Here is a 22,249-nt window from a genome sequence, read left to right as displayed (position 1 = left end):
GGCTTCCCCCTTTCTATTTTTCCTTCTAAAGTATGTTTATTATATCATCTTTTTCGATCTGAGATTTATTAGTATTAAATGTTCGTGGGACCGATCAAATCAATATATAAATAGCTTTTTGTGCAGGACGGAAAGGTTTTTTTCAGATTTATAAAGAATACCTAGATCTTTTTATTAGTACAAGCATGAAAACGTTAAAGGAAACTGTTTGAAAAAAATGAAAATAATGTGTTTTTTTGCAGTTTATTTTTGTCTAAATATTTAAATGTAAATAAAAATTCATAAAAAATAAGTAAATACCATTTTTTTCAATTACAATATATGTATAATTAAATTATAAGGTGATTGAAAAGTTAAAAGTGTTATTTTTATAACAACTTATAAAAGGAGGTAGTAACTAGAGAAAGATGTAGCATGTAGTCTGTTTTGAAAACAATGAATTGGAAAGCCCCGAACAACAAATCATGAGTGAATCGTTCAATATTGATTTAGGAGGGACTACTAGAATGTTGACAAAAATGAGTCTCGTGCAAGAAAAAAGGGATAAAAGTTATGAACAAGCCCTTGAACTAACGAACGTAGAAAAATCTCTTTGGATAGCACACCAAATGAATCCAGCGTCATGCAATGAACCTCTTGGAATTAAGATGCAAGGGGAAGTTTCTCTTTTCCTTTTGCAAGAAGCTTTAGATAGAATCGTTCAACGACATCCAGCTTTGCGTATGGTCTTTGTTCGCCAAGATGAAGAGATCCCCCAAAAAATGATTTTGCCTCAAGTAGACGTCCCGATAACTCCGCATGATTTTGCATCTATCCCGTTGTTAGAGAAAGAAAATATGATTCAGGATACATTAGAGCTTTTACGAATAGAAGCATTTTCGCTGGAAGAAGGACCATTATTACGCCCTCATTTAATTAAAATAAGTAACGAAGAATATCTATTTTTTATTGTTTTCCACCATATCATTTATGATGGATGGAGCTCAGGTATCTTTCTACGCGAACTGGCTACCTTCTATACAGCCTTAAAAAGGAAGGAAGAAATTGATCATAACAATCAAGAAGATAAAGTAAATGCTAAGATCCTACAAGCTACCGAAATGGGAGCATTAACTTATCATGAATCTGACACATACTGGGTAAATAAGATGCAAGGCTCTATTCCTTACGTGGGATTCTCTTCTGATCTTTCTCCTTCTAAAGGCTTGTCTTATCAAGGAGATTACGTAAGCTGTCTACTTGACTCTGCTCTGATGCGGAGGGTGGAGAAATATTCGAAAGACATGCAGATAAGTGTGTATCGTGTTATGCTAACGGCCTATTTTATCCTTTTACATCAAATGACTATGGAAGAAGATATCGTAGTTGGGATGCCTGTAAATCTAAGACCTAGAAAAGACTTTGAAGAAATTTTTGGTTATTATATTAATACTCTTCCTATCCGTATTTCTTTGGCTGATGTTCAAAATTATGATCAATTACTTAAGCAAGTTGACCAAAATGTTAGAGAGGCATTGCAACATCAAAACTATCGAAGTGAGTATTTAATAGAAAATACCAATTCAGCTGAAAAGGGAGATAGACCGATAGTTTCTACTGTATTTAATATGGTAGGTCTTCCTACAATTGAACTTGAAGGACTTGAAGCGGAGGTAACTTACCAATTCAAACGTACGACGCTATTTGATATCGTGTGGAGAGTAGTAAAAAGCCAAGAGAAGGATTATATGATAGAGGTAGATTTTAATACCGACTTATATCATTCGAATACGATTGAAGACTTTCTACAACGCTATATTTATACATTAGAGTCCTTAATTCAAAATCCCGAAGCATCTTTACATACATTGTCATTTCTTATTGAGCAGGATTATGAGATTTATGGAAAGATAAATCATAATCATTCAGATTTTCCGACAACGAAAACGTTGGATCAGCTTATAGATGATCAAGCTTCTCAATTTCCAGACCGACTAGCGATCACTATGGGAGAGGAAGCTATTACTTATAAACAATTGCAGGATCGAACGAATCAGCTAGCTCATTATCTTCTTCAACATCATCTCAAGAAAAGTGAGCGGGTTGCCATAGTAATGGATCGTCATATTGATACCATCGTTGCCATGATAGCGATCTTAAAAGCAGGTGGAGCTTATGTCCCTATTGATCCAGATTTTCCTGCCGAACGCATACAATATATGGTTACAGATAGCGGAGCAACTCATTTGATAACTAGAAGGAAATGGGCGCATAAGCTTCAGACTGATTTTGGATGCTGTTTATTATGGGAAGAGATACCTACAGATCTTTCTGTTGATTCAGTTGAATCGTTTCATACTGCTGAGGATATTGCTTACATGATCTATACCTCAGGATCGACTGGTAATCCAAAAGGTGTATTATTGTCCCATACTGGAGTTGTAAACTTAATTTACTCTTTAAAGGATAAGTACAAATTAACAGAAAAAGATGTATATTTACAATTTGCTTCCTTTATTTTTGATGCCTCGGTGTGGGAGATTTACTCTAGCCTGCTATGTGGAGGAAGACTTCACCTGCTTTCAGATCTAGATCGAACATCTCCAGAAAATTTCATCCAGACCGTGAAAAGCGTCAAAGCAAATTATTGTGTTCTTCCAGTCATTTACTTTAAACAATTATCACAATTGCCTGAGGAGACTTTAGAGCAATTACATTCATTTAAAGCCATTTTTATTGGCGGTGAAACATTATCACCAGAAGCAGTACGTATGTGGCAACGTAAGCTAGGAACGAAGATTCTAATAGCTAATGCCTATGGACCTACAGAAGCCACTGTTTGTAAAACCATCTATGATATCAAAGAAATGCTGCCAGAAGAGAAACAGAGTATCCCAATAGGAATGCCTCTAGCAAACAGCGAGATCTTTATTTTAAATAAACACGGCATGCTCTGCCCAATAAATGTCCCAGGAGAAATCATTATTGGGGGAGTAGGATTAGCAAAAGGTTATTTAAATCAAGCTGAACAAACACAGGCAGCTTTTGTTTCACTTGCTCTTCCTAACCAACCAGAGAAAAGGTTTTATCGGACTGGGGATATAGGGCGTATTTTACAAGATGGTAACTTGGAATTTATGGGGCGTATGGATCATCAGGTGAAAATTAGAGGCTATCGAATAGAACTAGACGAGATTGAAACGGTTTTATTACAACATCCCAAGGTTAAGGATTCTGCTATTGTTGTTGATAAGGACGATCATGATCGTACTAGATTAGTAGCTTTTTATATCACTGCTGATTCTGTTGAAGAGGCATCAACGGATGAATTAGTAACCTACCTGAATCAAAGGCTGCCCGTTTATATGGTACCGGAGCATTTCTATTCTCTTTCATCAATGCCTCTCTCACCTAGTGGAAAAGTGGATCGGAAGTCATTAGCTCAACAAGCTAGATCACTTTTAGCAACGGAGAATAAGACATATATATCACCCAATACGTCTACAGAAAGAGCTGTAGTAAAAATTTGGGCAAAAGTGCTTTTGATAGAAGAAGCAAAAATCAGCATTAATGATGATTTTTTTGCACTAGGAGGTCATTCATTAATAGCTATTAAGGTAATCAATCAGGTATATAAACAGCTGAAAGCCAAAATCGAGCTTAAGGATTTATTCCGGTATCGTACGGTTGAACGTTTGGCTATATTCATCGACGAGCAAGCTACTACAAATACTGCTCATCAAATAAACACTGATAAGGATTTATTACCACACGTAATTGAACAAGAGCATTATACATTATCAAATGCCCAGAAAAGGCTATGGTTTTTAGAAAAATGGAATAATAGCGCTGGCGTTTATCATGTTCCGATACAGGTGAAAATCAGACCAGGCCTTGATCCCGATCTGTTCAGACAAGCTCTAGAAATGCTGACTGATCGACATGAAATTCTGCGTACTACATTTGTGGAATTCCAAGGTGAACCTAGACAGATTATACACAATACTGGCGAGTTAGCATTTTATCATAAGGATGTATCTCATTTGTGTGAAGCAGAGCAGATCGCTTTGATTGAAACAGAGATACGAAATGATGTAAAAGAGCCATTTGACTTGTCTAATGGACCTTTGTTTAAAATCTCGTTATATTCGCTTACGGATGAGTTGAGCCATCTATATTTAAATTTTCATCATCTTATCACGGATGAATGGAGTCTACAGCTACTCCTGCAAGAATGCATGGAGGTATATCATGCCTATGAGCAAGGGAATCAACCAACCTTACAACCTATTGACCATCGGTATATTGATTATGCAGAATGGCAAGACCAAAAGCTCAAGGAGGGCTATTGGAAGGTTGAAGAGTCATATTGGCTTGAACAGCTAAAAGGACCTTTACCAGTCCTAGAATTACCTATGGATTTCATTCGACCTAAAGAACAAACCTTTGAGGGCGAGACCATTGATTTCCCACTTACTAAAAAGCTCACCCAGCAGTTAAAGGAAGTAGGAAAAGAAGAAAGCGTTACGATGAATATGCTATTATTGGCAGCTTATTTTAAACTTCTAAGCCATTTCTCTGGACAAGAAGATATCATTGTGGGGACCCCTATCGCTGGGCGAATACATGAATCCTTGGAACATATACAAGGTTTTTTTGTAAATACATTAGCTATTCGGATGGATAGTCAATGCATGGATACCTTGCAACAGCTTATCCAAAAGGTAAAGGAGACCACCTTAGCGGCTTATCATCATCAAGCTTATCCGTTTGATAGTTTAATAGAGCTGATAAATCCTGATCGGGCTGAAAATCAAACACCTATCTTTTCAACCATGTTTACCTTTGAAAATAATCTGAACCTAGAGCAGGGTGACTATCAATTAGAAGTGCTTCCATGCGATATCCATACAAGTAAATTTGATCTTTCCCTAGCCGTAAATGAGAAAAATCAGCAGTTACATCTTACGTTTGAATATAACAAAGATTTATTTACACAAGCCACCATCTCTCGATTTGCTCGTAGCTTGGAAAAAATCTTGGAAGCGTTCATCAACCAGCGTCTGTCTGCACCACATTTGCTAGATTTATTGACAGATGAGGAAAAACAGCTGTATCAGGAAGTAAATCGTACACAAGCAGCGTTTCCTTCCGATCAAACCATTCAAGAACGGTTTTATGAACAGGCAAGCAAGTATCCTAGTAAAGTAGCAATTTCAATGGGAGAGCATTCCCTTACTTATGAAGAGGTAGACCAAGCTTCTAATCAGGTTGCTCATTATTTACGTCTTAAAGGAATGAGACCGCAAGAGAAAGTAGCCATATTACTCGATAGAAGCATCGAGAGCATAATTGCTATGCTAGGTATTTTAAAAGCAGGAGGAGCTTATGTTCCGATTGATACGGGTTATCCCAAGGATCGAATTGAATATATCTTAGAAGACAGCAAAACTTCATACATGATTACAAGAGATGCTCAAATGAAAGGCTTATCACGTTATACAGGTGTCATCGTACGAATGGAAGATGTGTATAAGCTTGAACAAACAAATCATGTGGAAACCTTGAATACTTCAGAGGATTTAGCCTATGTCATTTATACATCTGGCTCAACAGGGAAACCAAAAGGTACATTACTACGCCATCGTGGAGTTCTTAATCTGATTCAGTGGAGGAAGGACCAATTTCAGGTAAACAGCGAGGATACTTTTGTTCAGTTTGCTTCCTTTAGCTTTGACACTTCTGTTTCTGAGATATTTTCAGCTTTGTTACATGGAGCTAGATTACACATCTTATCTGAAGATGAGAGATATTCTGTCAGTGCATATGCTCATGCAGTTCAAAAGGTGCAGGCTACAATCACGGATTTACCAATTGTATTTTTCCATAATGTAATTACTATCTTGAGTAATACGGAAGCAGAAATGATCAAAACGTTACGTATGATGATGGTTGGAGGAGAAGCCTTACCAGCTGAATCTGTGCGAGCATGGCAAAACAGATTTGGTCAGCAGACGTTGATTATCAACGAGTATGGACCGACTGAGGCTACTGTTTCTGCAACTTTTTATCCAATTAATCGGATTGAACCTGAGCAAAAAAATATTCCGATTGGAAAGCCTCTTGCCAATACCAAGATTCATATCCTTCATTCTCAAAAAACTCCATGCCCAATTGGTGCAATTGGTGAGATTTATATCGAGAGTGTCGGACTTTCGCCAGGATATTGGAATCAAGAGCAGAAAAATGAAGAAGTATTTATTTCCAATCCGTTCTCTCATGAGTTTGCAGACAGACTGTATCGAACAGGTGATTTAGCAAGATGGTTACCAGACGGCAATATTGAATTCGTAGGTAGAAGAGATGATCAGATTAAAATAAGAGGTTTCCGTGTAGAACTGGGTGAAATAGAAGAGACCCTTTTACAACATCCATTGATTCAGCAATCTGTTGTTTTAGCAGTAGATTCAGCAACTGGGAAAGTTCTTGTCTCCTATTACACTACGAATGGAAAACAAGAAATCGAAGTAAACGAGTTAAACTCCTACTTATCTGGAACGCTTCCAGAATATATGCTACCTAGGCATTACATTCATCTCGAGGAGCTTCCGTTAACGCCGAATGGTAAAATCGATCGAAAAAGCTTGATGCAGAACTCTCCACATTTAGTAACGAAAGAAAGAACCTTTACTATGCCTGAGACGGAGATGCAAATAGAAATTGCGCAAATTTGGGAACAAGTGTTGGATGTGAAGCCTGTTGGACTAGATGATGATTTTTTTGAGTTAGGTGGACACTCCTTGAAAATCATGCCTGTTCTTGTACAACTGAAGCCAAAATATCCTATGATTAGGATTCAGGATTTTTTCAAATTCCGTACAGTAGCCAAACTTGCTCAATATTTAGAAGAAAAGACAGAGGAAAGTGCACAAATCGTTGAGCAACAATCTCAGATAGCTACCAAGCCTGTAACAAATCATATACAGAAAAAGAAAAGAGAAAGATCAGTGTCTAGCATTACTGTGAATATACCGAAAGGAGTTTTTCTTACTGGTGCTACTGGTTTCTTAGGTGCGTATATTCTGAAGGAATTGCTTGAAATACCTTCCATTTCCATCTACTGTCTCGTACGTAAAACGGGCGATGCTTCAATTGATAGAAAACTAGCTGAAAAAATGGTCTTCTATTTTGGGCAAGGAATTCTTTCGCAGATGAAGGGTAGAGTTTTCACAGTAGAAGGTGACTTAAGCAGCAAGAGCCTAGGTGTAGATTCTTTGACATGGGATCATCTGGTAGGGAAAATTGATTCGGTTATCCACTGTGGGGGAGAGGTAAGACATTATGGAGATCGTGAGCATTTCCATAAAGTAAATCTTGTTTCTACGAATGAGCTTATACAATTATCGAAGAAGTTGAAAGCGCGCTTCCATTATATCTCCACATTAAGCGTGGTTGGACACTCTATCCATGATCCAGAAGAATTTTTGTTTTATGAAACAGATTTTGACCGTGGTCAAGAGATAGAAAATGTCTATGTCGAAAGTAAGTTTTTATCCGAGAAAAGTGTAAGGCAAGCTATTGAAGAGGGATTGGATGCTACCATTTACCGAGTAGGTAATTTGGTTGGACATTCTGTGACGGGTAAGTTTCAATATAATATTCATGAAAATGCATTTTATCGCTTATTAAAAGCCCTCTTCCTATTACGAGTTGCACCTTCAATACCTGGTTACATGGATATAACGCCTATTGATTATGGAAGCAAGGCTATCGTACAGCTTGCGTGTCAGCGAGAGACAATTGGTGAAACCCTCCACATTTGTAATCCGGACCAAATCCCTTGGGAGGATTTTATCCGTAACGTGCAACAAGCTGGATATCCGATTTCTCTCATTCAAGCGGAAGAGTATATTCAGACTCTTTATCAGGGAGACCTGTCAGACGAGCAACAGCAGGCATTAGAGCTGATCTTGCCTTCCTTAGAAGCTAGTGAAGGAATGTCTATTTCAATACCTGATTGTACGCTTACACAGGAATTTTTACAAAGAACCTCCGTTGTTTGTCCTAAACCGACGGAGCAACTTATTAGAGGTATGATCGAATATGCTATAGAGGTAAACTTTTTTCCTACAATACAAGAGACTGTCTTAAAGTAGAAAAGTAGTATAGTATCTTTTTACAGCCAATAAAAAGCGTGTAGACCTTTTGTACTCAGGTGCTTTGTCTACACGCTAAAGGCTTATCCATTTGTTATAAAGGATAAGCCTTTCTTTTTCTCTATAAATAGAGTTTGGGCTCCACGGCAAAATCGAAGTCCTCAATATCATAAAATTGAATTGGAATTACATATTTCAGCAAACGATCCTGCCATTCGGTTTGATCAGTAATTAGGGGAACGTCCCATTTCATCGCTGTTAAGATTAATTCGGTTTCAATGGGGTCAAAAATCTCTCCCCACATGGCGGTATCTTCCGCTTTTACAATGGTAAAGTGAACAGTATCACTATGTTCAAAAGTAACGGTAGACCATGGTGCTACCAATGATTTTTCCATCATTTTACGTCGAAAAGGATTGTGGAAATATTGGATCATGTCTCCAATAATTTCCCTTACCCGTTGCTCTTCTTCCGGGTCATGCATGATGGGACTAGAATTTCCGATAAATTCGTCCAGTTCACGGAGAGTAGAAGAGGGGATGAGGTATTCGACAGGCTCGCTTGGCACTAGTAAATTGCCGTAAATAGCCAGCATGATGGCTTCAATCACAAATGGTTTCTTCACTTTTGTCTCCTCCTCCTTACTCATCCATCATACTGAAAAGGATGCTTGACAACAAGTGGAGTTACTCGTATGATGACATTATAAAACTTAAAAGAACGTAACTCTCAGTCAAAGGGGAGTAGCTTTTACAGCAAAGTCGTCATTACAGGGTGTGAATCCTCGGCTTTGTTGGCAACTGATCGTTGTTAGCAAGACCTTTGCCTATGTACAGGATATGTGCGTAGGTAAAGGTCTTTTTTGTTGTCAATCATGGAAATTTGTATTCATGAAGAATCAGCAGGGAGATCAAGGAAAGTCGTTCAAAGGTGAGATAAGCCCACGAGGGCAGGGAGGGAAGAAATTATGTTTGAGACAGAATTTATTATTCAGTTACTAATGATCATTGCTATCGACATTTTGCTTGGTGGAGACAATGCAGTGGTCATTGCCATGGCAAGCCGAAACCTGCCGCTGGAGCAAAAGAAAAAAGCGATTTTCTGGGGAACAGGATTAGCTGTAGTTGTACGTGTAATTGCAACTATTGCAGCAGCGTATTTGTTACAAATTCCGTTCTTATTTGTTGTCGGAGGTCTCTTGCTTGTTTGGATTTCTTATAATTTGTTGGTGGAAGATGGGCATGAAAAGGACGTCAAAGCAGGGGATTCGTTAATGGCAGCGATTCGAACCATTGTGATCGCCGATGTAACGATGGGAATTGATAACGTTGTAGCCATTGCTGGTACTGCTCATGGTAACATGGTGCTCATTATTATTGGCTTACTGATTAGTGTGCCAATCATGGTATGGGGAAGCACGTTAATTCTCAAGGCGATGGATCGCTATGCATGGATTCCTTATGTAGGGGCAGGAATTCTAGCTTTAGCGGCTGCTAAAATGATTACGCATGAGGCTCATTTACAACCATTCTTCAACGCTAATCCTTGGATAAGCTATCTATTGAAAGGTGTTGTTATTGTGGGAGTAATCGCAGCTGGTTACTGGCAACGTAATCGGATGGCGAAAAAAGCCAAGGCTAACCAGATGATGCAGGAGAATAGCTCTCATCATGAAGTGAATATCGGATCGTAAAAAGTAGCCACGTGAGCAAGCATGCTCCGTGGCGTTTCTTTTATTTTGGAGGCAGGAAGTGTGGCTAGGATCTTTTAGCCTGCCATTCACTACGCAAAATTCCCATCTTGATAGAATCATAGTATGCACCACGGACAATTCTTGCTTGTCGTATTCGGCCTTCTTCTTGCATACCGCATTTTTGGGCAAGACGCATCATCCGCTCGTTACCTGACCATGTGGAGATTCCTAAACGAACCACATCCATTTCGGTAAATAAATAATCAATCCACGATTGAAAAGCAATGGTTCCGTAACCGCCAGACCAATAGGACGAATCATAAATTACAATGCCTATTTCGCACCAATTAGTCGCTTTGTCTACCCAGTAACGACCTACTGTACCTTTTAGCTCACCATTAATTTCGATCACTAAATTCCTGCGGGGAATTGTAGTGTTTACTAGGAGTAAATCCTCATGGTATCGGTTTGCGTATTCCTCTTCAGACACATAGACGACAGGTTGATAGGGGCCATTCCAATTATGAAACTCTCTGTCCGCAGCCTCAAAGTTATAGTGCCATATGAGAGGAATATCCTCTGACCGAAGATCACGCAGAATAATATTTTGAAGGGAAGGATTTTTTTTTTGCATATGCATGGTTGTAACCTCCTATCCTATACATTCATTTGGAAGATATTTTTGCAAAAGTAATAATCTTTTTTCATTATAAGACAGGGAGCTAATGGCGCAAAGCCAAAAAAAATACCGGCTTATGCCGGAGGGACAAAAGACAAAAGTCTCTACTCTGAAATTACACTATGGTTGTTACTACGAGTAAACCAGCGAAAAGGATTAAGTGACCATCTACTTTCATAGCGATTAGAACGTTGCTTACGACGTGTCAAACGTTGATGCATGAGATCCATTTCAAACGTCACGCGGCGCATTTCCAGACGAAGAGCTTCTTGTTTATCTTCAATTTCAGCGATTTTTTCTAATATAGAAGCATGCAACTGTGGCAGAGTGGCTAATTGACTTATTTCTTTTTGGAATTGAAGGAGTGTATCTTGTACGGTCATCTCTACCTCTCGAAGTGCGTTTGTGAGAGGCTGACTAGGTAATGCTTTTGATTCAGTAACCTGTGTCTCCATATTGGCAGCGACTTCATTATCTAAGATATCTACAGGTAGGATACCTTCTTCTAGCATTTCTCGCTGAATTTCTTTTAGGGAACTGTTCCCGGAATCTTTGCGTTTTTTTGCCTCTTGCAGCAAGATGAATCCGTCTGTGCTAATGAGATAATGTCCTTGTGGATTTTTTTGTCGTTGGCTTGTAGGAACAAATAAATCTAGCCAGTTACGCAAGGTACGAACATGTAAGTCCAATTTTTCGGCTACTTCTTTAGAAGCCATCCAGGTATGCAGCATTTGCTTCATGTGATCACTCTCCAATCGAAATTCCTCAAAGCAGATTTTAGACAATTGTGACCAGCTAATACAACAGGGCGAAGGTGAATGCGTACCGAACAGATTTCGATTCTATTTTCTACAGGTATTATAGCACCTATTTTTCCCGGAAAAAGCCAATCGACAAAGGTTCTAAAAACTAGTGATCATTCGGCGAATTTGGACAAGTATAGGGATGGGTGTCTAGCTTTGACACGAACAGAAGGGCATAACTATCTATCGGTACGCGTACAATGAATCAGATCAACAGTTTGTCTGATTGTGGACAAGGAAGGCAGGGCATGAAATAATGTGGCATCCTTCAATATCACTTCTGTTGTTACTGGTTTGTGCTGCTAGTTTGCTTGGCAGTTTTACGATTTGTTTTCGTAAAAAGTGGTCTGAGCAGGCGTTATTTGTGATGATTAGTTTAGGAGGCGGCATTTTACTGAGTTTAACGGTTCTGGATCTTTTGCCACATGCCATGCTAGGTGGTGGACATCAATTTCTGCCGTTAGTATTGGTAGGCTTTATGCTGCTATTTTTATTAGAAAGCATTCGACATGACCAAGGAAAGCCACATACGAATAACCTGATCGGAATAAGTCTCGGATTTTTCATGCATGCCTATTTTGAAGGATTTTCGATTGCGGCAGGATTGGATACCGATGCAGGCCTTGCTCTTCCATTGCTAATAGCGCTCATCTTGCACCGATTGCCAGATGGAATTACGGTATCTTCGCTATTGCTAGCAGCAACGGGAAAACGTGGAATAGCTTTACTGGGGGGGCTTGGTTTATGTGGGGCTACTATTCTTGGAGCCGTGACCTTGCGTCTGGCTGGACAATGGATTTCCGAAGCATGGACAAGCGCAGGACTAGCTTTGTCAGCAGGGGTATTTTTATACGTAGCAGCTAGTCACCTGGTTCCTCTCATACAAAATCGAAATTACCCTAGATTAAGTCTTTACTTTTGTGTATCGATGGTGTTGTATATGGTTTTTTCGCTCTTTTTTCATACACATACTCACTAAATGACTAATCAGACTACTAGCGATAACTCGTAGAACAAGCTAATATAAGTTATAATGTTTGGAGTATGTTGGGAAAGAAAGGGGTTTTTACATATGAAATTGTTGCAAGGTAAAAATATTTTGGTTATGGGTGTAGCTAATCATCGCAGCATCGCGTGGGGAATTGCACAATCCTTGTCGAAAGCGGGAGCGAACTTGATTTTCACATATCAAGGAGAGCGATTGAAAAAGAATGTAGAGGATTTGGCAGCAACGCTGGACCAGCCTGAGCAAATATTGTACAACTGCGATGTTACCAATGATAAAGAGGTAGCAGCGTTATTCCAATCTATTAAAGAAAAAGTAGGAGTATTACATGGTATCGCTCACTGCATCGCATTTGCTAAAGGAGAAGATCTAAGTGGTGAGTTCGTTGATACCTCCCGTGATGGATTTGCGTTAGCACATGATATCAGTGCGTATTCTCTTGTAGCGGTAGCTCGTGAAGCTCGTCCGCTTATGACAGAGGGTGGTAGTATCGTTACGTTGACATATCTAGGTGGTGAGCGCGTAGTCTCCAATTACAACGTGATGGGTGTAGCAAAAGCGGCCCTCGATATGAGTGTACGCTATTTGGCAAGTGATCTTGGCAAAGACGACATTCGCGTAAATGCGATCTCTGCAGGTCCAATCCGTACATTAGCTGCAAAAGGAATTAGCGGCTTTAATGCTATCATCAAAGAAATTGAGGAAAAAGCTCCCCTACGTCGTACGATTGATCAAACAGAAGTAGGCGATACAGCTTTATTCTTGATGAGCTATATGTCTCGTGGTATTACGGGTGAAGTGTTGCATGTTGACGCTGGCTACAATATCATCGGTCGTTAAGCTAGACCGCTAAGAAAAATACCCCCATGGATTGCCGTGAAGGTAAAGTTCAGTTCTGCTCTTTAGAAAATGAACCTTATCCAGGCAAGCATAGGGGTATTTTATTTGATCGTACAAGTACTATTCTGGTTCTTTTTTTCCTCGACCCATCTCTGAAACAAAGCGGGACATACGTGTTTTACGACCGAATCTCTCTGTGGGTACACCAATAAATAAATCATGTCTTGCTCGGGTAACAGCTACATACATGAGGCGACGCTCTTCTTCAATAGCGTCCTTGTTTCCTTGGCGTGCTTGATCCATAGCAAAATCATGAGGGATTGCCCCTTCTACTACATCCACTAAAAAGACAGTATCGAATTCTAAGCCCTTTGCTCGATGAATACTTAACATTTGTACGGCATTGTTATTGTTTTGTGGTTGTTTACGCCACTCGGCTTCCTTTTTTACCATCTCATCAATATACATAATGAAATCTCGAATGCTAGCATGACGTTTAGCTGATACCAATAATTGACGTAATTCATCTGTGGAGCGTTCCTGGTCTCGTTCTGGTCGATCTTTATCACGTTTTTTTACGTAATCACGTAATTTAAGATCCTCATAAATCGTTTCAAGCGCATGAGCGGGAGTAGCATTATGTAAGCTACTTAGCGTATCCACTACTTTACGCATTTGTGCCCGTTGAAAGGTTTTTAAATGGGTTAATTCGGGAAGCACGGTTAACTGTGAACAATTATTTAAAATCGACTGGCTTCGAATATCGTTCCAAACGGTTGGCGACAGATAAAGCGTGGGCAATATTTCTCGCAGCGCTGATTCATTCTCTCGATCTACCACTAATCGCAGGTAGCCCAGTGCCCAGCGAATCACTTGCTTGCTATAAAAAGGTTCATCCTCTCGTGTAAAGGAGAAAGGAATATCTGCCTCGCTTAGACGTTCTAATAAAGGGCGTGTAGACTCGTAGGTACGAAACAACAGCGCAAATTGGTGGGGCTGTGCTCCATTTTGCAGGCGTAGTTTAATTTCATCCACGATGCGGGATGCTTGTTCCTCTTCATCCACTGGTTGGAATAGATAGCAAGAGCCTTCTTCCTGATGAAATGACTTTAGTTCCTTTTTCCAACGAGTGCGATTGTTCCCGATTAGGGAATAGCCAAGACCCACGATAGAAGAACGAGAACGATAGTTTACTTCTAATGAAATGGTTTTTGCATTAGGATAATCTGCGGTAAATCCAAGAATGTAACGTGGGTCACTTCCGCGAAAGCCATAAATGGACTGATCGTCGTCTCCGATTACGCAAAGATTGTTTTCAGGAGATGCCAGTAATTTTACCGTTTCATATTGAACACGATTAATATCTTGGAACTCATCAATCATAATGTATCGGATGCGTCCTTGGTATAACGACAAGATATGCGGATCATCTTTTAGCATTTCATAACAGCCAATTAGCATATCATCAAAGTCAAACCAACCATGTTGTTTTTTTAGCATTTCATACAGAGGATATAGCTCCTGTGCTTGCTTTTCTTCTGAGCTGTCTACAGACAATAGCTGTGCATCGGAAGGGGTGATATATTCATTTTTCCAACGGCTTATGATACTCATGACTGCTTCAAAATCTGACTCTTTGACTATTGGATTCTCCATCTGTGCGATAGCACCTGTTTCACGTATAAATTTACGCTTTTGCCATTCTTGTTTTAACAAGCGTTGCTGATCCCAGCGTTCAGGCTGATGAAATAGTAGCATTCGATAAAACAAGCTATGGAAGGTACCTGCAATCAGAGCAGATGATTGATGTGAAGGTAAAGATTTCATTAAACGACGTTTAATTTCTCCGGCTGCTTTGGTAGTGAAGGTGACCACCATGATAGAACGTGGGTCAATATTCATCTGTGTAATTAAATGGGCAGTACGGGCAGTCATAACACGGGTTTTACCACTTCCAGCACCTGCGAGAATTAATAAGGGCCCCTCTGTACAAGTAACAGCTTGTTCTTGTGCAGGATGCAGGGCTGAATGATAGCGTTCTTCTAATACCTGCGTGCGTTGTTTTGGTGCAATTAAGGTTCGGAAGCTTTTAACAGGTGTAGCGGGCGCTTGTGTTACAGTTGTTGCTGGGGATGCAATACTACGTCCCTTAGGTAACCGGAACCCACCGACCATGACATCATTGGAGTGGTCATGATTAGCAGAGGTTTGTACAGATTCCAGGCTTGGTGTTGATGTAGGATGTTCCGCTTTGAGTACAATATTGCTGGTAGTAGCTGCTAATTCCGCAGGTACCAATGCTTGTTGTAAGTAGCTGTCCAGTTCGTCTAAGGAACAGGGAGCAGTATGTAAATGAGTAAAAAATGGCTCACGGCTTATGCCAGCAACGATATGAACAGGTTGTCCACAAACGGGGCAAGATAGTTCCCCTTGCTTTGCATACATGCGCCAAGTGGGAATTTTTGCATAGTTGTCTTTGCGTAACAAAAGCAACTCATCATTGTACTTGGCAATATTCAATATACATTCACTCCTATACAAACGGAAATGTCCCTCAATGATAGAGGGACATTCCAGTTATCAGGCTTGCAATAGGATGTCGCCAGACGAATCTTCTTGTGCTGGCTCTACTTCAAGCTGTTCAATGGCAATTCTATTTATGCGGTGATTATCGAATTCTGTAATCGTAAACTTAAAGTTTTTATAGAGAACAGACTTCCCAGCTGTCACTTCTTCACTTAGTTGGCTATATACCCAGCCAGCAATTGTATCTACATCATCGGAAACCAGCTCTATAGGTAAGATATCATTCAAGTCGTTAAGCAATGTTTTACCAGATACTGATAAAATATTTTCCGCTTTGGACTCTATCTCAGGACGCTCAAATGCATCAAATTCATCCTGAATTTCGCCTACGATCTCTTCTAGGATATCTTCCATGGTAATGAATCCGGCAGTACCGCCATATTCATCAATGACGATAGCAATCTGTGAACGACGCTTTTGCATCAGACGCAGAACATGACTTACTTCCATGGACTCTGGTACCGTTAAGATAGGGCGCAAGAAGTCATGCAGATTGGCTTTGCCTTCTGTGAGAGCCGCTAGGTAGAAGTCTGAAGTATGCACAAAACCAATGATTCTGTCTTTGTCGTTATGAGCGACAGGAAAACGCGTATGGCGTTGATCACGAATCATTTGCAGGTTTTCTTCAAAGGTATTGTCATCATATAAGCAGATCATGTCAATTCGTGGAATCATGATTTCACGAGCAAGACGTTCGGAGAAATCAAATACATTATCCACAAGCTCCATCTCTTCGACATCAATGTGACCGCTTTTGTGACTTTCATTTACCAACAAACGAATTTCTTCTTCTGTATGGGCCGTCTCATTTTCAGAGACAGGTTGAATGCCCAAACGGCGCAATAAAAAGGTAGCTGCACCATTCAGTACCCAAATGATGGGGAAACTGATTTTGTAGAAGAACATGAGCGGAGCCGCCACCAATAGGGAGGTTGATTCCGCTTTTTGAATGGCAACTGATTTTGGCGCCAATTCTCCAAGAACGATGTGCAAAAAGGTAATAATACCGAATGCAATCGCAATGGAAATGGAGTGTAAAAGAGCCTCAGACGCGATCCAGTGGCCAAGGAGTGGTTTGACAATCAGATTGCCTATCACTGGTTCCCCGACCCAACCAAGTGCCAAGGATGCGAGTGTAATCCCCAACTGGCAGGCGGATAAATAAGCGTCTAGTTGTTGTGTTACCTTTTGCGCGTAAACGGCGCTTTTGCTACCTTCGTTAACCAATTGGGTTAAGCGCGTTTGACGCACCTTTACCAAGGAAAACTCGGCTGCAACGAAAAATCCGTTTAAAAGAACCAACAGGATAGCTACAAATACTTGACCTGCTATTAACAGTAGGTTCGACGGATCTATCGGTATACTGTCCAAATAGTTTCTCCACCTTCTAGCTTGTAGAAAGGGAGAACTCACCTCCATCTTTCGTTGAATTTATATATAATGTTGTAGATTATGAACGTTTGGACAAATGATGACATGTTTGTATGCCAAGGAAAATAAAAAGTTTATATAAATTGTTTACACATTAGTATACCAGCAGGAGAATTGGATAGTCAAAACCAGATATCTCTAATCCTGGCAGGAAAAAGCTACGAGCATCGCTGTGGCTCCTTTTTTCTGGAAATCATGCATGTATTCATTCACTCGGCCCGATTTTTTTGCAGGAGCAATTGACTCATTTCGATGCTCAGTAACAACTTGTGGAAATAAAGGATTGCTAGAGGCAAGAGTGGAAAAAAGTAAATAATCAATAAAAAGGGGGGGCTTACTTATGACGAAAGTCTACGTTCCAACTATGGTGACCAAAAGAGTTGGATACTTTCCAGGGAGTGTCAATATTGGCATTGTGATAACAGAGAACGGGGCAGTGCTGATTGACTCAGGCTTGGATACACAAACAGCCAAAAAAGCAAAGAAAGGGTTGGACGAATTGTCGCAGCCCTTGTATGCCATTATACAAACACATTCACATGCAGATCACTTTGGGGGTAATCATTATCTGCTTCAGCAATATCCCCAAGCCTTGGTGTTTGCGCCAGCTTTGGAAGAAGCTATTATTCGAAACCCAAGATTAGAACCGATTTACCTAAGTATGGGGGCATCTCCACTACCTGAATTGTGTAATAAATTTTTGTTAGCTGATCCTTCGCGTGTAGATGAAATTTTACCAGAGAACGGTGAACTGATCTTATCTGATTGTACCTTCCAAACGATCAGCTTGCCAGGACACAGTTGGAATCAGCTTGGTATTGCGGTAGATGGCATCTGTTTTGCTGCAGATGCTTATTATTCACCTGAGGTATTAGAGAAACATCGTCTCCCTTTTCTTATCGATGCGGACGAAGCAGTACAAAGTATCCAACGCTTGCAACAAACCAACTATCAAGGATATTTACCAGGGCATGGAATGTTTGAGACGGATGTTTTATCTACACTAGCTTATAATGAAGGGTATCATCAACAAATTTTGGGAGAGATAGAGCAATGGTTTAGCGTCCAGCCAGCTACCTTAGAAGAGGGCTTAACATGGATTTGTGAAAAGCGCAATATTTCCATTCAGAATATGACTAGCTATGCTTTATTTCGTACGGCTTTTATGGGCTATGTGACTGGGCTTCACAGACAAGGAAAACTTTCCTATTACTTCGAGGGAAATCGCTTGTTATTTTGCATCAAAAATGAATAAAATATTTATTTTTGATTACATAGATATAAAATGTGTGCTAAAATCACCCCGCCTATGTAGAGTAAAATTCGTTTATGTTATGATAAAAGAGCTGGTTAATGGCTTATTGAGCGGCTTCTTGATAAGGTTTGCTTAAATAATCGGCTATTTCAGCAAGTTTATGTTCCGCTGCCGCCTTTATTGCCCGGGGAATCAAGAGACCTTCTCGGGATGTTCGTGAGGCCATCTTTATTTTTAAATAAGGGGAACCGATTTTTATCATTTCCTCATCTTTAATTTCCTTGAGGACCGTATGACGGGTGGGAATCCGCAGATAATAGGTCATGCCTGTTGATGAATCGTAGATCATTGCGTTATAGGTGGGTGAATCTTGGTTTTTGTTCCGACGAAAACCTTGCTCTAAAAGCGTCTTCTCTACATACCACAATGGCTGAACCATACCTACTAAAGTATTGCATTCAAGTTGCACGAAGGCTCCCTCCTTGCTTTACTTTCCAGTTTATACCTTCAGTTATATGTAAGCGCTCATTTTTTCAGACTGCTTTTTCTATAGATTAGATGTCATTTGGAATTTTATCTATAGAAGTGGTAAAACCAAGTTTAAGTTTTCTAAAATTGGGGTGATTGATTTGGAGATTTCATGTGATTTACATACCCATACGTTGGCATCTGATGGAACAACGACACCAGCAGAAAATGTGCAGCTCGCTAAAGAGGCAGGCCTCAACGCGGTTGCTATTACAGACCACGATACGATAGCTGGAATAGCAGAAGCGATTCAAAAGGGAATTGAATTAGGTGTAGAAGTGGTACCTGGTGTCGAGATTAGTACTGCTCACGAGGGAAAAGATATTCATATCCTTGGTTATTTTATTCCGTTTGATGACCTGACTTTCCATAAAGCATTAGCAGAGCTACGTGATGTGCGTCATCTACGTAATTTGAAATTGATTGCGCGTCTTCAGGAGATAGGAGTAGATATTACGGTAGAAGATGTGTATCGTCGCAAAACCTCTGATGATAAAAATATTGGTCGCCCACACATTGCAGAAGAATTGGTAATAAAGGGGCTTGCTACTTCTATTGACGATGCTTTCCAGAAGTATTTGGGAGAAGGTGGAGCCGCTTATGTAAATGTAGAGCGGATCGAGCCATTAGTAGCAATCAACATGATTAAGAAAGCGGGTGGCGTGGCAGTTATCGCTCACCCTGGCTTATATCATAACAACGAATTGGTAGAAGAACTAATTGTCTATGGACTAGATGGTATCGAGATTAACCACCCTGACAATTCAGAAGAAGATAAGGTAGTATATCAACAACTAGCAGAAGAATATGGATTGATTGTTACAGGTGGTTCTGATTTTCATGGATACCGTGGAAATCAGACATTTCATGCACCACTGGGGGCCTATGGCACATCTAGTGAGGCTGTTGATAAAATGCGAAAGCTAGCAGCGTTACGACAACAAAAATAAGTCATATTTGATATGAAAATAGAATGGCAAACAAAAACACACGTAGGGGAGTAGATTGCCCTGCGTGTGTTTTTGTGTATGGGTAGTTTACTATCTATTCAACTGTTTTTTCATCATAATATGATCGATACCGGCATCATCAAAAATCTCACCGTATCCCACATACCCTAATTTCTCATAAAATGGTTGAGCGTGTAACTGAGCCGAGAGCTTTAGTGTAGAGTATCCTTGTTGAACAGCGAGTTTTTCCATGTGATTCATTAGATCACGACCAAGGCCTGTCCCACGCGTTTCTTGTTTAACAGCAACACGTTCAATTTTTCCGACTCCTGTTTCGTGAGAGCGAAGTCGTCCAGTAGCTACTGGTTCGTTATCTCGGTAGGCTACAACGTGTGTTGTTGGATCAGAGAGTTGATCATACCCATCAATTTCTAGGTCCTCTGGTACCTGTTGTTCTTCTATAAAAACAACACGGCGAACATGCAAGGCATCTTGTAATTCTTTTTCCGCGGTTACTTGGCGTATTGTATACATCTGACTTTCCTCCAAAATGTGTAAGAGTATCTATTGTATATAGATGATTAGCTGAGGTTGAGACATTGATCTGTTAAAAAACAAGGCCATAACGAGCATGGCCCTGTTTTCGTCTCAACTTACAGACAACAGTTAGGCCAGTGGAAAGCTTCTTACAATTGACCACTTACCATCTACTTCTTCTTTCATTAAATGCAAACTGGTTATTTCGGAAGGAAGATCAAATTTCATCATGCCCAGCTGGTCGACAACATCCTTTAATTCTGACTCACTAAGGTCACGTCCTATGGTCAGATGAGGGACAAAGGCAAACTCCTCTTGATGATCGCCAAAGTTTTTCAAAATGTTGGCATGTAAGTCTTCAACAGCTTCTTTGTTCTGAAAAGATAGAAAAATAACGTTTGTAGTAGGGTGGAACGTAGAAGCTCTGTGGAAATTAATAGAAAAAGATGAGGTTGATTTCGCGATGTCTTCCAATTGGGCGGACAAGGTAGCAATCTGTGTATCATCCGCTTCAAATGCCTCTTTTAACCGGATATATGGCTGGACCAAGGCATAGGCAGGGTCGTACCGTTTGCGGTATGAGTTGGCGATTTCTTGCACTTCTTTTGATGGGAAAAGTACGATACTATATTTCATGGAAAACCCTCCTCCTCATATAAAATGCCCATTAAAAGCTTTCTTCTATTTTAACAGAAAATTCTTTCGGTGTATAATGTTGCAGTTGTCTTGTATATACTTACCTTTTTCAGGAAACCCTACTGGAAAAGGGGGTGATACATATGAAAAGTGCTGTTCTGATGACTTACGCTTTTTTAGGAATTACGATGCTACTTGTGCTTCTCTTTACTATACTTTGGGTTATTCTTAAAAGCGATAAAACAGTTGTAACCAATGGAGCTGCCCGTTCTCAGTTACGTGACCCGACAGATCCAGCCCCTAGAGAATAAAGCTATCATTTGGGCTTATCTATATTTTTTGCTATGAGTAAAAATAACGAATAATCTGGGGCAAATGGGCTTGCCAATGCTCCCAGGTATGGTCGCCTTCGCTTATTTCTAAGTGAAAGGTGGCCTTTTTTTGTTGCAACAATTCTACAAAGCGTTGGTGTGGAGTAAATAGATCAATAACACCGTAGCTTGTGGAGACAGCCGTTTCTTTTGTACCAATCTCCAAATAAAGAGATAATTGCCCATAGGAATGACTATTTGCTGCCAATGTATAAAAGGATTCATACAGGGCTCCTGATTGGGAGGCTACATTACCAAATGTATGGGGATAACGGATAGCTGCCGCTAAGGAAACTGTACCACCGAGTGAATCACCGATCAGTGTCCGTCCACCACTCAATGGCTCTGTGGCAAAATGTTTATCCATATACGGTACTACCTCTTCTGCCATAAAGCGTATATAGGCATTAAATTCCTCGCCATCAGGGTGATAACGCGAACGTCTTTTTTCCCGTTCGACAGGAATAAATACGACGATGAGATTCTGAATTTCCTTTTTATGTAGCATACTGTCAAGCATACCTGGCAGGCGTCCCAAGCTTAAGTAATCCCGTCCATCTTGAGCGTATAAGACTGGATAAGAATACAGCGATGAATAAAAAGGGGGTGTATAAATAAGTAGCGTTTCTGTGGTGCCCAGATATTGACTAGCCAGAGTCACTTCGGACAAGCTACCTTTTGGTGTCTGAGCAGTAGACATGGGATAACCTCCTTTGCTAGATAATCGTATTTTACTGTATACGGGAGGGTAACGGCAAAAGGGAAATGGGCTCAAACTTTTGGAAGAGCATACTGAACG

16 protein-coding genes are annotated in these 22,249 nt (G+C 40.1%); 7 read left to right on the top strand and 9 right to left on the bottom strand.

Going from position 1 to position 22,249, the window contains the following annotated elements; translation table 11 throughout:
- The first annotated feature begins 506 nt into the window (after positions 1-506).
- The gene (locus ACQV1I_RS19985) at positions 507-8,135 is read left to right on the top strand and encodes a non-ribosomal peptide synthetase (protein WP_116334233.1); all 7,629 of its coding nucleotides are present in this window, start codon (positions 507-509) and stop codon (positions 8,133-8,135) included.
- 121 nt (positions 8,136-8,256) lie between these two features.
- Here the strand turns inward: ACQV1I_RS19985 and ACQV1I_RS19980 are convergent, their stop codons facing one another.
- A complete protein-coding gene (locus ACQV1I_RS19980; RefSeq protein ID WP_116334232.1) occupies positions 8,257-8,760 on the bottom strand; it encodes an ADP-heptose synthase in 504 nt (167 codons plus the stop codon).
- 342 nt (positions 8,761-9,102) lie between these two features.
- On the opposite strand from ACQV1I_RS19980, the gene ACQV1I_RS19975 reads away from it, so the two are divergent.
- The gene (locus tag ACQV1I_RS19975) at positions 9,103-9,828 is read left to right on the top strand and encodes a TerC family protein (RefSeq protein ID WP_116334231.1); all 726 of its coding nucleotides are present in this window, start codon (positions 9,103-9,105) and stop codon (positions 9,826-9,828) included.
- Between the two features lie 64 nt (positions 9,829-9,892).
- Here the strand turns inward: ACQV1I_RS19975 and ACQV1I_RS19970 are convergent, their stop codons facing one another.
- The gene (locus tag ACQV1I_RS19970) at positions 9,893-10,468 is read right to left on the bottom strand and encodes a GNAT family N-acetyltransferase (RefSeq protein ID WP_116334230.1); all 576 of its coding nucleotides are present in this window, start codon (positions 10,466-10,468) and stop codon (positions 9,893-9,895) included.
- Positions 10,469-10,611: 143 nt separating this feature from the next.
- Positions 10,612-11,247, bottom strand: a complete 636-nt coding sequence (locus ACQV1I_RS19965; RefSeq protein WP_094701132.1) for a hypothetical protein — start codon at positions 11,245-11,247, stop codon at positions 10,612-10,614.
- A 319-nt stretch (positions 11,248-11,566) separates the two neighbouring features.
- On the opposite strand from ACQV1I_RS19965, the gene ACQV1I_RS19960 reads away from it, so the two are divergent.
- Positions 11,567-12,289, top strand: coding sequence for a ZIP family metal transporter (locus tag ACQV1I_RS19960; RefSeq protein ID WP_116334229.1), 723 nt, complete (start codon positions 11,567-11,569; stop codon positions 12,287-12,289).
- A gap of 93 nt (positions 12,290-12,382) precedes the next feature.
- The gene (fabI, locus tag ACQV1I_RS19955) at positions 12,383-13,156 is read left to right on the top strand and encodes an enoyl-ACP reductase FabI (RefSeq protein ID WP_018673141.1); all 774 of its coding nucleotides are present in this window, start codon (positions 12,383-12,385) and stop codon (positions 13,154-13,156) included.
- Between the two features lie 120 nt (positions 13,157-13,276).
- On the opposite strand, the gene ACQV1I_RS19950 is transcribed toward fabI, so the two are convergent.
- Positions 13,277-15,676: a UvrD-helicase domain-containing protein gene (locus ACQV1I_RS19950; RefSeq protein ID WP_116334228.1), complete on the bottom strand. Its 2,400-nt coding sequence runs from the start codon at positions 15,674-15,676 to the stop codon at positions 13,277-13,279.
- Positions 15,677-15,736: 60 nt separating this feature from the next.
- On the bottom strand, positions 15,737-17,113 hold the full coding sequence (locus tag ACQV1I_RS19945) for a hemolysin family protein (protein ID WP_018673139.1): 1,377 nt from the start codon (positions 17,111-17,113) through the stop codon (positions 15,737-15,739).
- 400 nt (positions 17,114-17,513) lie between these two features.
- On the opposite strand from ACQV1I_RS19945, the gene ACQV1I_RS19940 reads away from it, so the two are divergent.
- On the top strand, positions 17,514-18,428 hold the full coding sequence (locus ACQV1I_RS19940) for an MBL fold metallo-hydrolase (protein ID WP_116334227.1): 915 nt from the start codon (positions 17,514-17,516) through the stop codon (positions 18,426-18,428).
- A 103-nt stretch (positions 18,429-18,531) separates the two neighbouring features.
- On the opposite strand, the gene ACQV1I_RS19935 is transcribed toward ACQV1I_RS19940, so the two are convergent.
- Positions 18,532-18,897, bottom strand: a complete 366-nt coding sequence (locus ACQV1I_RS19935) for a hypothetical protein (RefSeq protein WP_094701136.1) — start codon at positions 18,895-18,897, stop codon at positions 18,532-18,534.
- Positions 18,898-19,057: 160 nt separating this feature from the next.
- On the opposite strand from ACQV1I_RS19935, the gene ACQV1I_RS19930 reads away from it, so the two are divergent.
- Positions 19,058-19,906 carry a PHP domain-containing protein gene (locus tag ACQV1I_RS19930; protein WP_116334226.1) on the top strand — a complete coding sequence of 283 codons (849 nt, stop codon included), beginning with the start codon at positions 19,058-19,060 and terminating at the stop codon, positions 19,904-19,906.
- Between the two features lie 90 nt (positions 19,907-19,996).
- Here ACQV1I_RS19930 and ACQV1I_RS19925 read toward each other — a convergent pair whose 3' ends face one another.
- Positions 19,997-20,440: a GNAT family N-acetyltransferase gene (locus ACQV1I_RS19925; RefSeq protein ID WP_094701138.1), complete on the bottom strand. Its 444-nt coding sequence runs from the start codon at positions 20,438-20,440 to the stop codon at positions 19,997-19,999.
- A 132-nt stretch (positions 20,441-20,572) separates the two neighbouring features.
- Complete coding sequence (locus tag ACQV1I_RS19920) at positions 20,573-21,079, bottom strand: 2'-5' RNA ligase family protein (RefSeq protein WP_018673134.1); 507 nt, start codon at positions 21,077-21,079, stop codon at positions 20,573-20,575.
- Positions 21,080-21,222: 143 nt separating this feature from the next.
- On the opposite strand from ACQV1I_RS19920, the gene ACQV1I_RS19915 reads away from it, so the two are divergent.
- Positions 21,223-21,390 (top strand): hypothetical protein, encoded by a 168-nt coding sequence (locus tag ACQV1I_RS19915; RefSeq protein WP_018673133.1) that lies wholly within the window; start codon positions 21,223-21,225, stop codon positions 21,388-21,390.
- A 31-nt stretch (positions 21,391-21,421) separates the two neighbouring features.
- Here ACQV1I_RS19915 and ACQV1I_RS19910 read toward each other — a convergent pair whose 3' ends face one another.
- Positions 21,422-22,150 (bottom strand): alpha/beta hydrolase, encoded by a 729-nt coding sequence (locus tag ACQV1I_RS19910; RefSeq protein ID WP_116334225.1) that lies wholly within the window; start codon positions 22,148-22,150, stop codon positions 21,422-21,424.
- Positions 22,151-22,249: the final 99 nt, after the last annotated feature.

Source organism: Brevibacillus sp. JB24b (genome assembly GCF_051713385.1).
Lineage (GTDB): Bacteria > Bacillota > Bacilli > Brevibacillales > Brevibacillaceae > Brevibacillus_B > Brevibacillus_B laterosporus.
The sequence above is the reverse complement of the archived record's forward strand: the minus strand, read 5'-3'. Positions and strand labels throughout refer to the sequence as shown.